The organism is Flavobacterium bizetiae (assembly GCF_024271895.1).
GTDB classification, from domain to species: domain Bacteria; phylum Bacteroidota; class Bacteroidia; order Flavobacteriales; family Flavobacteriaceae; genus Flavobacterium; species Flavobacterium bizetiae.
On sequence record NZ_CP091861.1, the window covers coordinates 3476399 to 3491371 of the forward strand.

Here is a 14973-nt window from a genome sequence, read left to right on the forward strand (position 1 = left end):
TGTTTTTGGATTGTATTAATTTATAGTGTGTTGTTTAAAGCCTTTTCAATACGTTGAATCAAATCAAAATAATGGTTTCTGGTTTCCTGATTTCCGATGTTTCTTTTCGTTTTCAGTAATTGTAACACCTGATTCAATTCGCCTTTTTTATCAGATGTAACTTCAGAAACTCTTTTTAGAGAAGATTGATTAATGTTACGCGCCATTTTAGATTCATCTAAATAATCACATAAATGAGGCATGCTTAATGTTTCTTCTAACTGAATGATTTTTTTAGCATCAGTTTTTTCAAAAAGTTTATTTGTTGAAACAATCAATACATCAACATAATTTTTCTGAGTCATACGCTCCATAATCGTAAGTGATTTATTCTGGATCGTAGGAGCAAAAATATTTTGGTGAAGTGTTTTGAATAATTGAGTTACCGTAAACACATTTTCTTTAGCTTCATTACGCTGAAACAATTCATTTTCTGTAATTCGCAATAAACGATCATCGCTTAATAAACTGTATAGAATTCCGTATTGTAATTCTCTTGCCAATGTGTAAGGAGTGTACTCATAAGGTCCAAGAGGAGAATCTTTCAACGGATTTGTTTTATCTAAAATCGGGTTAAAAAACAACCATTCCGGAAGTTTGATACTATTGCTTAATAGGTATGAAACCGCTCTTTTCTGGATCGCAGCCGGAACTGCAACATAACTTTGTTTGTTATCACCATGAACCGTTGTGTTCAGGTAAATACCACCAACATTGCTTAATACATGGTAGTTGTACAAATTCCATTGCCCAATTGCACCAATATAAAGTTTACCGGTTTGGTAGTAAGATTCGTCTTTATCATACGTCCATTCAAGGATTTTGCTTACGACTCTTTTTAAGTTTTTAAGTCCGTATTCACTCGCTTTCATCGCGTCATCACCTAAATCTTCAGATTGAGAACGAGGATCAATCGTGCTGTCTCCGTCTTGTTGTTCTCCGTAGAAATAAACAGGATCATTTTGGTGTTTAGAGATTAATGCATTTAAAGCATTGTGCTCTTCTGTTTGATCAGCGTACCATCTGTAACCCCATTCGATAGCGTATTTATCATATTCACCAATTTTTGGCGTAATAGCTTCTACGTGATCTTCCGGTTGTGCGATATAATTGTAACGCGCATAATCCATGATTGACGGAGCAGTTCCGCCCATTTTTGCTGTAAAAGCCGGAGATCTTAACGATTCTACCGGGTAAGCAAATGAAGCACCCATGTTGTGTTTTAAACCAAAAGTGTGTCCAACTTCGTGAGACGATACAAAACGAATTGCTTCTCCCATATGTTCATCACTAAATTTGTTTCCTCTTGCTTTAGGGTCGATCGCACCAGTCTGAATACGCATCCAGCTTTGTAATGAAGTCATTACATTGTGCCACCAGATAATATCAGATTCGATAATTTCACCGCTTCTTGGGTCTACAACTGCAGGTCCCATCGCGTTAGATTTTGGCGAAGCCACATAAGTAATAACCGAATAACGTACATCATCAATATCAAAATCAGTATCTTCTTCAGTAGGTTCTTTGGCAATTACAGCATTTTTAAATCCTGCTTTTTCAAAAGCAGCCTGCCAATCGCGAACACCTTCTATAATATAAGAACGCCATTGTTTAGGTGTCGACGGATCGATATAATATACAATAGGTTTTTTAGGCTCTACCAATTCGCCTCTTTTGTATTTTTCGATATCTTCTTTTTTAGGCTCTAATCTCCAACGCGTAATTAATTCTTTCTCTAACATTGCATGTTGGCTATCGCTAAAATACCAGTGTTTTTCAGAGAAATATCCAACACGTTTGTCTGCAAAACGAGCAGGCATAGGCGTTTTATCCAATAAAATAATATTAGAAGTTACACCAATCGTAACCGATAGAGCAGGACCACCTTCAGCTACGGAAGTAGTCAATTGTGATTTTACTACAATATTTTTAGGGAAAGTTTTCACACTTTCTATATACGAAAGATCAGATTTTACAGATCCTCCAAAACCAATATTGCTTAAAACATCATTAAAGCTTTTTTGTTTTCCGTCAAAAACCTTATTTGCTTTAATAACTATCGATGTCGAATCGTTGTTTTTTGTTTCGATATCAAAAACTTCTATAATAGATTCTGAGAAGTTACTGTTTACAGATGCTGTAATAGCGTCTCCAACCGGCGATGAAACTTTTGGTACAGATGATTTTACCCAAACTTTTTTGGCAACAAGATCTTTATGAAAAGTGATAATTTTATTTTCGTAATTCATTCCTTTATTCAAACCTGCATCATTAACCGGTAAAGGAACATTTGAAATTTTATTTACAACTAAAAATTCTCTTTGAAACAATGAATCGTTGATCTCCAAATAAAGATCTGTTTTTACCTGAATGGTATTGAACAATCCTTTTTTGAATGTTCCTTTTTTAATAAGGTCATCATATTTTTGTCCTTTCGAATTTTTTAATGAATCCTTAACTTGTTCTGTTTTGTCTTCTTTATTCTTTTTATTCTTTTTTTGAGCTATCATAGTACTCGTATTCAGCACTAACATCACTAAAGCGATATTTTTTAGACTTCTCAACAATGCCTTTTCTCTCATAGAAAGTTAAGTTTAGGTTAATTTTTGGCTAAAAATATTGCATGGATTACGTTAAAAAAAGCAAAATGGAGTGAGTGGCTTTTTTTCGGGAGTGAATGTTTTTTTTTATCCAATTAAAGGTAAAATGCAAGTAAAATCGCCGTCTTTTTTGTAGGCTTTAAAATTGTCTTTAGAGTAGTATTTATAAATACTTTCTAAATATTTGTGACCAAACTTAGATTCTTTCCCGAAGTTTTGCTTTTCGTTTAAATTATTGGTAATAATTACAACGTTTTCGTTAATGTTAATTGTTATTTTTAATGGCGTTTCTTCAGAAGCAATATTGTGCTTGATCGCATTTTCTACAGCAATCTGAAAAGCTAGATATGGTACTTTTTTCGCCAGAAAACTTTCGTCTTCTATGTTGATGGTAAAAACAAATTCTTCGGTAAAACGGGTTTGTTGCAAAAAGATATATTTCTCTATAAAAAGCAATTCTTCCTGAACCGTAACAATATTATTAACCGGAGGATTTATAAGATACCTGTAAATTTTAGAAAGGTTTAATGTGAATTTTCTCGCCACACCAGTATTCGAATCGATAAGCATATAAAGCGAATTGAGCGAATTGAACAAAAAGTGCGGATTTATTTGCTCTTTTAAATGTTGCAACTGAATCAGGGCTTTCTCCTTATTGATCATTTCGTTTTCTAAAAGAAGCTTGTTTTTTTCCTGCGCCAGGATTTCTTTTTCCTGAAAAGTTTTCCGCGTAAAAATGGTAAACAAGTAAAAGAAAACAATTAAAATGGCCGTAGTAATAATATAAATGAGATACGCGTATTGTTTTACCGCATTTACATCTTCGTTTGAAATTTCCCTCGGAAAGTTTACTGCGATATACCAATGAGTTCCCTTTACATTCAGACGTTTGGTATATCTTACAATATCTAAAAACAAATATTCTGATGGAGCGATTCTCTTGCTAAAACCTTCTCTTTTAGTAAAAGTAGTATCCTGAGGCGCTATATTCGTCAGTTTAAAAATGTTCTTTTTAAGTAATTTTACTTCAGGATGGTAAATGATCGTTCCTTTTTTATCAAAGACAAAAGCATAGTTAGGCGCTTTTTGATCGATGGTCGAGAAATACGTCTGAAGCGATTTTAAGTCGATGTCGTAGCCATATCGTATTACAGTTCCGTTTGCAGCGGTATACTTATAATAAATGCGCCAGAAAAAGTTTTCAGGATCCTCGACAATAGTATTAGATTGATTAAGATCTCTGTTTTTAGCCACAAACTCTTTTATAGAATTTTCCAGCTGACTATTATTTTTAGAAACGGTAAACTCTATCTTTTGATTGTCGATCTGAAACCAGTTATTCTTTACCAGACTGTCATTGGCATGAATGTTACTTAAAACTTTTAAATTATCAGATAAGTTTTTGGCGTTGCTAATATCTGCAATTCGTTTCAGTTCATTTTTAGTCTCCAAAAAGCGCGATAATTCCTGAGCAATGACTTCTTGTTTTTTTACAAAACTACGTTGTGAGCTCTCAGCATTAGATTTTTCGGTAACCTGAGTCATTAATCCACTCAATATATAAATGGAAAGCAGCGTAAGAAAAACGAAAATGATTCCTAAAATGAAGAAGTTCCTGCCGGAAAAGGTATTTTTTAAAGTAAATTTCAAAGTGTAATAAAAAAAATTAAGAAGCATCGAAGTCCTTAATTGCAATAGGGTAATAATTTTTTTTCGTGTGCAAATATAAAACTTTTTGACTGATACACTTAGAGTTATGAAATCTTAACACATATTTCGGGTAGTCGTTTAGTAAAAATCTTGTTAAGAGAGAAGAATGTTTCTCGTTACGTAGATTTAACCGCAAAGCGCGCAAAGTTTTTTTATTTTTCTGTACGGTTAGAAAACGCAAAGTTCGCAAAGCTTTGTGTTTAAACTTTCTTACTTTGTGCTTAATCATTTAACTGCAAAGAGCACAAAGTTTTTTTATTTTAGGAACGTTTATAAAAACGCAAAGTTCGCAAAGCTTTATTTAAACTTTGCGAACTTTGCGTAAACCTTAGCGTTCTTTGCGGTTAAATCTACACAGCATTCATTGAAACCTGAAGTCTGAAATAAAAATTAAGAAATCTGAAGATGTTCCAGTTTTTTCCCCACCAAAGTTTTCTCTCCCACAACCTTAAAACCTAATTTTAAGTACAGTTTTTTAGCACCCGGATTTTCTTCCTCTACCAATAAACCTAAAGTCTGTTTATTTTTGGTAACAAATTCTTCGATTAGAAATTGCAGCATTTTAGAACCAATCCCTTTTCCCTGATGGTTTGGGCTTACACCTAATGAATCGATATAAAATTCACCACTTTGAGTTTCGTTTTCAGGACTAAAATCAGGATTAAAATTCAGGCGAACGTAATCAACAATAGGTTTTCGCAATTCCTGTAATTTTCCTCCGTCGTAAACTGAAACTGCACCAATAATTTCTTCGTTTTCTTCAGCTACAAAACAGTTCTGATAGGAGTATTGATTGTTTTCAGATTCAACAAAATGAAGCAGGAAATAATAAGCCGTTTTTGGATCTCTTTCATCAATAAATTTATAAATAATTTCCTCCATTGCCAGCAATAAATATTTTGCAATAAGTTCTGAATCGTCAATTGTTGCTTTTCTAATAATCATGATTTCGTCTTTTAAGTATCGCAAAATTACAGTAACTTTTAAATATGAGCTATTTTGATTGAAATTATGCTGAAAATTGTTCTTTTTTTTAAGTTTTTATTAAATCAAAATAAATTTAAACTTTTAAAATTATTAAGTTAAGATGTTTAAAATCAATTATTTATTTGTTTTTTGAAGAGGACCATTTACTCCATTATCAAGGAATTCAAGTAAAAGTAAAAACCAAGTTTCGAGACATAATTATTTTTGAGAAAATCAGTTTTTTATAGTAAAAAGCTTATTTTTTAGAACTTGATTGTTGATAACTGTTTTTTTTGAAAGTAGTATTAGGATGTCTTTTTCTGTTGATAACTTTATTTAGATCTATTTTAAATAGCTGATGTTTTGGGTGTTACGGAATATTTTGAGGCTGTTGATAAAAACCAAATTTCATATCGATTTCAAGAGGTCATGACCTGTTGATAATTGGTCGGTTTTTTAACATCAAAACTTGGCGCAACGAAGATCTGTGGGTTAATTTTGTAGGTGTAGAAATATCGTTGAAATCCCCCAAATAAACGCATCATTTTTATTTAGATAAGTCACCATTTAATACTATACATATGTCTATATTCGATAAAAGAATCAATTATAAACCTTTTGAGTATCCGGAGGTATTGCAATTTACAGAAGCCATAAACAAAGCTTATTGGGTTCATACTGAGGTCGATTTTACTGCTGATACTCAGGATTTTCATTCTCATTTAAATGCAGCTGAAAAAACAGCGATCAAAAATAGTTTACTGGCAATTGCTCAGATAGAGGTAGCGGTAAAAAGTTTTTGGGGTAATATTTATGAGCATTTCCCAAAACCGGAATTCAATGGTTTAGGAAGTACTTTTGCGGAGTGTGAATTCAGACATTCTGAGGCTTATTCACGTCTTTTAGAAGTTTTAGGATATAATGATGAATTTGAAAAACTGATGGAGATTCCGGTGATCCGCAAACGTGTCGATTATCTTTCGAATGTTTTAAAAGATACCAAATCTCAGGACAATAAAAAATATGTCGTTTCCTTAATATTGTTTAGTATTTTAATCGAAAACGTATCACTTTTTAGTCAGTTTGCGATTTTATTATCGTTTACAAGATTCAAAGGATACATGAAAAATGTGAGTAATATTATCGCCTGGACATCGATAGACGAACAAATTCATGCCAATGGAGGAATTTACATTGTAAACAAAATACGCGAAGAATTCCCGGATTACTTCGATGAAGAAACTTTAACGCTTATTAGAGAAACAGTTAAAGATTCAATCAACGTAGAAGCAGACATTTTAGACTGGATTTTTGAGGATGGTGAAATCGAAACAATCAAAAAAGCAGATTTAGTAAACTTCATGAAATTCAGAATCGATGAAAGTTTAACTCAAATCAATATTCCAACAATATTTAATGTTCCTGCTGATGATTATAAAGCAATGGCATGGTTTGAAGAGGAAGTTTTTGCCAACAGCCTTGATGATTTCTTTGCGAAAAGACCTGTAGAATATACAAAACACGACAAAAGTATTACCGCAAACGACCTTTTCTAAAAACAGCAAATTACAATTATGAATACAATAGATACAATTTCAGGAAACAGCGCTCCGCTAAGCGAAGCAGACAATAAAATGTGGTGGAAAAACTCTGAAAGTGAACAAATTTTAAATCGTGGCTATCTTTTAAAAGGTGAAACTGTAGAAGGTGCAATCGACAGAATTTGTACCGCTGCAGCAAAAAGATTGTACAAACCCGAGTTAAAAGAGTCTTTTGTAGAAATGATCGAACGCGGCTGGATGAGTATTAGCTCTCCGGTTTGGGCCAATATGGGAACAGAACGCGGTTTGCCAATTTCTTGTTTTAACGTTCACGTTCCGGATGAAATAGAAGGAATTACACATAAATTAGGTGAAGTAATCATGCAAACCAAAATTGGTGGAGGAACATCCGGATATTTTGGAGAATTGCGCGAAAGAGGAAGCGCCGTAACCGATAACGGAAAGAGTAGTGGAGCGGTAAGTTTCATGAAACTTTTTGATACCACAATGGATACCATTTCTCAAGGTGGCGTTCGCCGAGGTGCTTTTGCGGCTTATTTAGACGTAGATCACCCGGATATTGAAGAATTTTTGAAGATAAAAAGTATCGGAAACCCAATTCAGAACTTGTTTACCGGAATCTGTGTACCAGATTACTGGATGCAGGAAATGATTGATGGAGATGCCGATAAAAGACAAGTTTGGGCTAAAGTTCTTGAAAGCCGTCAGCAAAAAGGATTGCCTTATATCTTTTTTAGCGACAACGTAAACAAGAACAAACCACAAGTTTATAAAGATAAAAACCTGCGTATTAATGCCAGTAATTTGTGTAGCGAAATCATGTTGCCATCAAGTTTTGATGAATCATTTATTTGCTGCCTTTCGTCAATGAATCTGGAGCTTTACGAAGAGTGGAAAGATACTGAAGCAGTAAAATTAGCGATCTTTTTCCTTGATGCCGTTTTACAGGAATTTATCGAAAAAACCGAAGGAAACTATTATTTGGCAGCAGCGAATCGTTTTGCAAAAAGACACCGCGCCCTTGGATTAGGAGTTTTAGGATGGCATTCGTATTTACAAAAAAATATGATTCCGTTTGAAGGTCTTGAAGCTAAGATGAAAACGACAGAAATATTCAAACATATCAGTGACAAAGCCGATAAAGCGACTCAGGATTTGGCCCGTATTTATGGCGAACCAGAATTGCTAAAAGGATACGGAAGACGTAATACCACTACAATGGCAATTGCTCCAACGACTTCATCATCAGCTATTTTAGGACAAACTTCACCAGGAATTGAGCCTTTTAGCAGTAATTACTACAAAGCGGGTTTAAGCAAAGGTAATTTTATGCGTAAGAACAAATATCTTAAAGCATTATTAGAAGAAAAAGGTCTTGACAACGAAGAGGTTTGGAGAGAAATCATGCTAAATGGCGGTAGCGTTCAACACATGAGCCAATTGACTCAAAACGAAAAAGACGTTTTTAAAACCTTTAAAGAAATCAGTCAGTTAGAGATTGTGCAACAAGCATCGATCCGTCAGAAATATGTAGATCAGGGGCAAAGCATCAATTTGAATATCCCTTCAGATTTACCAATTAAAGAAGTAAACCGTTTGCTTATCGAAGCATGGCAATTAGGAATCAAAAGTTTGTATTACCAACGCAGCCAAAGTGTATCTAAAGAATTAGTTACAAGTTTGGTAACTTGCAGTAGTTGCGAATCATAAAAAATAAAGCCGGATTTTGTCCGGCTTTTTTTATGCCGTAATTTTTGCCCACGGATTATGCGGGTTAAAACGGGTTTTCGCTGGTTTTTTTTTATGTTTGGCATTTAAACTTTGACAAAGATTTATGCTCACTTTTGTCATCCCGAGGAACGAGGGATCACACGGGAAACTCCGTAAAGTAAAGAACCAATCTTTGTCGAGTTTCGTGTGTGATCTCTCCTGCGTCGAGATGACAAACTGTACGCTACAACTTTGTCAAAGTTCTATGCTCATTTTTGTCATCCCGAGGAACGAGGGATCACACCAGAAGTTCCGTAACGTAAAGGACCAATCTTTGTCGAGTTTCGCGTGTGATCCTTCGTTCCTCAGGATGACAAACTAGACGAAAAATGCTCTTATGAAAACGAGTGCCCTAGCCCCGATAGTAGAGGAAATCCTTTTGTGCCGGGGTTCGGCACAAAAGATTGTAACGAATAGCGGGAATAGCTCCTGAAAAAAAGAAACATAGATAACAAAAAACGACTTACTTTGTCACCATTATTATTGTGATTGCTTCGTTCCTCGCAATGACAAAAAGGACGAAAAAAAAAGACTGCCCTTTTACAGACAGTCTCTCTTCAAAATAAAAAAAAACAAAATTTTAATGGCTTTTACTATTCTCAAAACCTAAAATAGTAATCGTATAAGGCGTAGCCGAAACCTTGATTTTCTTAGCAATTGACATATTCGATAAGTTCAACTGAAACAATTCTCCTGTTGCTGGCGACGTGATGTAAGCGAAATTCTCTGTTAACTGCATTTGTGGTTTCGATGTCGCATCGCTTACTGTTTCCGGAATTACTTTTGCTTCTTTTTCAACCTGAAGACTCGTTAAATTGAATAATTTGAATTCACCAGAGAATAATAGAATCCCCAGTTTAGTGTTGTTGTAACTTACTTTACACTGCATAATCGTAGTGCTTTGCAGGATTGGTTTAATGGTACTGTTTTCAACATCAATTAAATAAGCGCCTTTTGCGGCAGTATATCCTATAAATTTCCCTTTGGCTTTTGTTTCTAAAATTGTTCCAAACCAAGCTGTTCCAAAATCTGCTGGAAGTGCAATTAGTTTCTGTTTTCCTGAGCTTTCAACTACAAGAACGCCACTTGCAGAGCCAAAAACAGCGTAAGTTCCGTCAGAAGCATTTCCGTGGATTCCTTTTGTGGCAACAGTAGATTCGAATAACGTTTTACCTGTATTATCGATAATTTTTACTCTTTCCGGCAATGTTCCCGCAACCGAATTATCTTTTTGGGTAATGGCATAAGTTCCGTTTAAGAAAGTCGCCATAGCGCCGTGATGTGCCAATAAACCGGCATTGATAGTTTTGAATTTAGCTCCGGCAGTATTAATTTCAGATTCTTTGGCAACAGATAAAGTTCCGTCTCCGTCATTGAAAGTTAACAATTCACCAATTTTACTTTTAAAGTGAGTTGGTAAAAGTGATTGCCCTGTTAAGGCACCAAATTTAGGATTTCCGTCTACATCAACATGATCGCCGTGGCTTTCGAATCCGCTGTCAAACGTTTCTACCGTATTGTCTGCTCTGTGAACAAGTCCGGCATATCGGCCAGATTCTGTGGTGTAAAGCGATGATTTAGCGAATTTTGCATTAAAAGAACTTATCGTCGCATCCACCGGATTGACAAGCGTAATGGCGGTTGTTTTTTCGTCAGAAAGCAATAGTCGTAAATATTTATATTCTGTTAGCGCTTCTTGCGGAGTTTCAGTGGTATTATCATCGTCATTGCTACAAGAGACCGCAAAAGTGGATAAAGCAAATAGGAAAACGAGCTTGAAATAATTGTTTTTCATGGTAAAACGTGTTTAAATTAATTTAGGTTTTAAAAAATGTGTAGATTAAAAATTGATGGTAATAGGCATTGATTTGTAAACACTTAAGTTGTAAGTAGTGTTTTTATAAAGAATGACCCAATTGTATTGGCCGGATTGCCAGGATTTGTCTGAAGTGGTTGGGTTTCCTTCAGCATCTTTGTCAGCGCCAACGACGATACTTTCGCCGCCCCAGACATCATTGATTTTTTGTAGCGTAGCAATTTTAGAAGCTGCCGGAAGCCCTTTGTGCTCTACTTTCGAAATCACTATAACTTTCTTGAAATCAAGATTATCAATGCTTTCCGGATAGTAATTCAGGCTCTTTTTGATTAAAACAGAATATAGAATTCCGTCGCCCATAATCTGGCTTACTTGTGCATGCGCCGTAATTTTATCGTTCTTTTTAAAGATCAATTCCGGTTCTACCCAGGTATTCATGTAATAAATAAGATCGTCGTTTCGCGAAAGCATATCACGGCCAATTAACGGATCAGCAGGCATATTGGCAGGATCTGTAATCGTAACTTCTTCTTTGATTTCGAGTTGCGATCCGTTTTCATCCACCACAATAAATGAGAAATCGAATTTACCTTCGGGCGCATCGGCAGGAATATTAAAATGCTTGTGTACATTGGTGTTCTTAGCGCCCTTGTATTCTGCAAATGATAATTCGAATTTCCAGTCTTTCGTATATTTTTCGCCTTTTTTAGGTAGTATTTTCAGTTGTACATCGGCGATTTTGCTGCCGGCAATTACATCTGCATTAAAATGGAAATCACGACCAATTAAAGCTCGTTTATTATTGGCGGTTCCAATTTCGATGTTTGTCGCTGTTGGTTTCAAAACTTCGTTATTGTCATCGTTGTCACAAGCTGTAAACGCAGCGGCGACAATAAAAAAGAGCAGAAATGATTTTACTTTTTTCATAAGGAATTTGGGTTTGTTAATTGAATTCATATTAAATTTATTGATGTATTAAAAAGGGAATTTTAACTGACAGAATAATGTTTCGGCTCGCTTCAGGAAGTTCGATCAACCTGTAAAAACTGGTATGATTGAGGTATTTGGCATTAAACAAATTCTGAACCTGAAGGCTAATGATAAAATCCTGTTGTCCCGCTTTTGCTTTGGTTCCCATTGCGAGATTGAACACATTACTGCTGGCGGTTTTCTTTTCGGGAGGAACAATCTGATTTTGTTGCGCTGTATAACGATAATCAAGCGAGAAATAAGTGTCTTTTAAATGCTTTATTTCTGGATTATAGGTCAAGCCAAATAAAACCGAAGCAGGCGGAGAAAAGGGAAGTGTATAGCCTTTTTTACTTCCGGACATTTGCTCCGAATACAGATATTCGGCGAGAATTTCACCGCTTAAATTTTTCAAAAACTGATAACGCGTTTGCAATTCGCCACCATAGCGCATGACTTTACTTTGCTCGTATTCAAATACCTGATTGCCGGCTCCGTAATAAATATCATGTTGTGAAGTTGGATTTAAATAAATGTAATTGGGGAAATAATTAAAAAACGGACTCAGTTGAACCGACCATTTATTTTCCTGCCAATCGATACCCAGATCTAACTGATACGAACGTTCTGCGGATAAATTAGGATCTCCTTTTTCGAACCTGAAATAATGATAGTTTACGCCGTTTGAAGCCAGTTCTTTGGCAATAGGCATTCTAAAACTTGTTCCTAAATTGGCTTTAAGTGACCATTGTCCCGGAGTATAATTTACACCTGCCGACCAGTTGAAACTATTGAATGTTCTGGTAAGTTCCTGAGATCGTTTTAGATATTGCTGCGTAGTCTGACCATTTTCTGTGATTTCGCTCTGAAACCAATCGTAGTATTCTTTCATTTCGATTTGACCATGATCGAGACGAATGGCGCCATGAAGCAGCCACAAATCATTAAGCTGAAACTTATCATAGGCAAATAATCCGGCGTTTGATTGCTTAAAAGCAGGAATCAGAAAACTCCAACCATTAATGGCATTTTGCTGTTGCTCGCCATTTAAGCCTACCGTAAATTGATGCTGACCTAGCGAAAACTCATCTTTGATCGCAACAGAGAAAACTTCTTTATCGTATTGTCTTTCAAGATCTTTTGGTGCATACATGTCGTCAGGATAGAGTGGTGGCATAAAACCATGATTAACGTAATGGCTCCATTCACGACGAAAATTTTGCTGAAAACCCAATTGTGTTTCTAGTTTATGAGTTCCTATCGAAAAGGAAGTTGTATTGCTAATTTTAGTATGCGTAACTTCCTGATGAGGCATGAGAATATCACGGCTTGATTTGTCGTGAAGTTGCGTATCAACATTTCGGGGTTCAAGTCCGTGTGCATTGGCAAAAAAGCCGCTTTTGGTGTAAATATTACTGACATAAAAAACCGATTTAAAACGATCGGTAACATAACCCAAACTTCCGTGCAAATCGAGTTCCCTTCCGGCTGTATTACGCAAATGATTTTTGTAAAGCGGAACGGTATAATTGTAAACCTGCACAATATCAGTAGGAACGCGGTAATCGCCATACTCCATAGCGGTGATTCGGGTATCGAAGAACCATTTTTCATTTCGGCCAAATAAATTAAGCGATCCTCCAAATTGTTCGTTGTTACTTTTTCCTGTAAAATCAGCGCTTCCGCCTAAAACATGCTGGGCAGGAAAAGGCACAGGTTTTATATTGATCGCGCCGCCAATAGCATCAGATCCGTACATAAACGAAGAAGGCCCTTTGATAATTTCGACTCTGTTTACGGCATATTGATCGATTTCTAAACCATGATCTGCGCCCCATTGTTGTCCTTCGTGTTTGATGCCATTTTCGACCACAATAACCTGATTGAAACTGAGTCCGCGTATTAAGGGTTTCGAGCCTCCTGAACCAATAGAAATGGTTTTTACGCCTGGAAGTCTTTGTAGTGATTGCATAAGGCTTCCGCCAAGGTTTCGCTGGATAAAACTACTGTTAACACTTTCGATATTAAGCGATTCCTGTTTCTTTTTACGGGATTCATAGCTTTCTGTAATGACAACTTCCTGTAATTGTTTGGCTTCCGGATGTAGAAAAATATCAGATAATAGAATTTCATTTTTATCGAAAGAAAGCCTCATTTCGTAAACCGAGTAACCGGAATAACTGACTGTTATTTTCTTAGAATCTTTAGGAATTTGGGTAAAGAAAAAATGACCTTTTTTATCGGTAATAGTACTTATCGAAGACGGAAAAATGGTTACGATAGCGCCATCCAACGGTTTATGACCGTCGGAAAATACGCTACCGGATATACGAACAGATTGCGCTGAAGCTTTTGTAACTATAGCAAAACAACATAGCAACAGCAAAAATGTGCGTAATCGATCTAATTTATTTTCGTTCATCAAAAACACTATAAAATTTTAATACTTAGGCCTTTAATGGTTTGCCAGCCTTCTTTATCGGTCAAGCGAATCATGAAATGATAATCGCCCGGATCGATATCGGTTGGGATGGTAATTTCCTGAACGGCTTCATAACTTTTTTCTCCGTTTGGAATCGTAACCGAATTGATATACAACATCGGATTTACAGGCTTCTTGATAGGATCTGCAACACAATTATTGACTTCGGTACTGTGCGTATGATGGTCAAAATTGTGGTGAATGTCGAGACTGTAAGAGCCCAAAGCTGCATTATCTGTAAATTTTGCCCTGAAAGTGATTTTTTGTCCGCGCGTGATTTCGCTGCATTGTATCGGGAATGCATTCGAAGCCGAAATATCAATTACAGGATATTCGGTATCAATTTCGTTGTTGTCGCTGCTACAAGAAGCAAGCGCTAACAAGCTTATTAATAAAGCAATAAGCGATTTAGTTTTCTTCATTTTGATTGATTTTTAAAGGGTTCATATTGATAAAATTGGAATTACGAAAGGGAAAATGGGATGTAGGAGATCCTATAAGAAAACCGATTTTAAACCTTGAAAACAGGATATAAAAAGGATTTCTTCGATCAATTTTTGGGATAGACAAGGAAAGTTGTAAAATCTAAAAAGCGAGCTTAAAACGAAGTGTAATGGCGTTTAAGCGATATTCAATACAAGAATGTTGAATTTAATAGTAATAGAAATAAGGGAAAATACTATTGCTCCTGATTTGATTTTTGAACAAGTTTTATCCTATAAAGGAAAATCTTTGATACCATCAGAATAGGAAATGACTTTTCTAATCAATACAATATTGAAAGAAAAACGAGTAGTAAGAATCCGGAAAAAGCGAATAACTTTTTCGATATTATTTAATTCTAAAACCTATAAATACACATCAATTTCAATTGAAATGAGTTACTTTTTATGATTTTAGAAAATAGGAGGTGCTCTCAGAGAGAATAGAGAACCCTTGAAAAATTCAGAAAGTGATTTCGAATAAAAATGTACAAAGTGAATGATCGTACTATTTTTATAAAACTGAAAAGTGATAAAAGAGAAAGTACCAACGGGACTAAATTTAAAATGACAGATG

Annotated in this window: 9 protein-coding genes; 2 read left to right on the plus strand and 7 right to left on the minus strand. The window is 35.5% G+C overall.

Annotation, left to right across the window (positions count from 1 at the left end; translation table 11 throughout):
• Positions 1–20: 20 nt before the first annotated feature.
• From L0669_RS14980 to L0669_RS14990, 3 genes are all read right to left on the minus strand, one after another.
• Positions 21–2621, minus strand: coding sequence for a zinc-dependent metalloprotease (locus L0669_RS14980; RefSeq protein ID WP_263758555.1), 2601 nt, complete (start codon positions 2619–2621; stop codon positions 21–23).
• 105 nt (positions 2622–2726) lie between these two features.
• Complete coding sequence (locus L0669_RS14985; protein WP_263758556.1) at positions 2727–4184, minus strand: histidine kinase; 1458 nt, start codon at positions 4182–4184, stop codon at positions 2727–2729.
• A gap of 555 nt (positions 4185–4739) precedes the next feature.
• Positions 4740–5294, minus strand: coding sequence for a GNAT family N-acetyltransferase (locus tag L0669_RS14990; RefSeq protein ID WP_263758557.1), 555 nt, complete (start codon positions 5292–5294; stop codon positions 4740–4742).
• A gap of 602 nt (positions 5295–5896) precedes the next feature.
• Here L0669_RS14990 and L0669_RS14995 point away from each other — a divergent pair.
• Both L0669_RS14995 and L0669_RS15000 read left to right on the plus strand, forming a co-directional pair.
• Complete coding sequence (locus L0669_RS14995; RefSeq protein ID WP_173971618.1) at positions 5897–6871, plus strand: ribonucleotide-diphosphate reductase subunit beta; 975 nt, start codon at positions 5897–5899, stop codon at positions 6869–6871.
• 18 nt (positions 6872–6889) lie between these two features.
• Positions 6890–8587 (plus strand): ribonucleoside-diphosphate reductase subunit alpha, encoded by a 1698-nt coding sequence (locus L0669_RS15000; protein ID WP_263758559.1) that lies wholly within the window; start codon positions 6890–6892, stop codon positions 8585–8587.
• Between the two features lie 640 nt (positions 8588–9227).
• Here L0669_RS15000 and L0669_RS15005 read toward each other — a convergent pair.
• Genes L0669_RS15005 through L0669_RS15020 form a run of 4 tightly spaced genes read right to left on the minus strand, consistent with a single transcriptional unit; the run spans position 9228 to position 14336 of the window.
• Positions 9228–10442, minus strand: coding sequence for a hypothetical protein (locus L0669_RS15005; RefSeq protein ID WP_263758560.1), 1215 nt, complete (start codon positions 10440–10442; stop codon positions 9228–9230).
• Positions 10443–10487: 45 nt separating this feature from the next.
• Positions 10488–11390 carry a DUF4625 domain-containing protein gene (locus L0669_RS15010; RefSeq protein WP_263758561.1) on the minus strand — a complete coding sequence of 301 codons (903 nt, stop codon included), beginning with the start codon at positions 11388–11390 and terminating at the stop codon, positions 10488–10490.
• Between the two features lie 37 nt (positions 11391–11427).
• A complete protein-coding gene (locus L0669_RS15015; RefSeq protein ID WP_263758562.1) occupies positions 11428–13854 on the minus strand; it encodes a TonB-dependent receptor in 2427 nt (808 codons plus the stop codon).
• 8 nt (positions 13855–13862) lie between these two features.
• A complete protein-coding gene (locus L0669_RS15020) occupies positions 13863–14336 on the minus strand; it encodes a DUF4625 domain-containing protein (RefSeq protein ID WP_263758565.1) in 474 nt (157 codons plus the stop codon).
• Positions 14337–14973: the final 637 nt, after the last annotated feature.

What these genes read in the sequence shown, in the direction of transcription:
- L0669_RS14980 (WP_263758555.1), bottom strand. Translation starts at nt 2,621, where the DNA reads ATGAGAGAAAAGGCATTGTTGAGAAGTCTAAAAAATATCGCTTTAGTG.
- L0669_RS14985 (WP_263758556.1), bottom strand. Translation starts at nt 4,184, where the DNA reads ATGACTCAGGTTACCGAAAAATCTAATGCTGAGAGCTCACAACGTAGT.
- L0669_RS14990 (WP_263758557.1), bottom strand. Translation starts at nt 5,294, where the DNA reads ATGATTATTAGAAAAGCAACAATTGACGATTCAGAACTTATTGCAAAA.
- L0669_RS14995 (WP_173971618.1), top strand. Translation starts at nt 5,897, where the DNA reads ATGTCTATATTCGATAAAAGAATCAATTATAAACCTTTTGAGTATCCG.
- L0669_RS15000 (WP_263758559.1), top strand. Translation starts at nt 6,890, where the DNA reads ATGAATACAATAGATACAATTTCAGGAAACAGCGCTCCGCTAAGCGAA.
- L0669_RS15005 (WP_263758560.1), bottom strand. Translation starts at nt 10,442, where the DNA reads ATGAAAAACAATTATTTCAAGCTCGTTTTCCTATTTGCTTTATCCACT.
- L0669_RS15010 (WP_263758561.1), bottom strand. Translation starts at nt 11,390, where the DNA reads ATGAAAAAAGTAAAATCATTTCTGCTCTTTTTTATTGTCGCCGCTGCG.
- L0669_RS15015 (WP_263758562.1), bottom strand. Translation starts at nt 13,854, where the DNA reads ATGAACGAAAATAAATTAGATCGATTACGCACATTTTTGCTGTTGCTA.
- L0669_RS15020 (WP_263758565.1), bottom strand. Translation starts at nt 14,336, where the DNA reads ATGAAGAAAACTAAATCGCTTATTGCTTTATTAATAAGCTTGTTAGCG.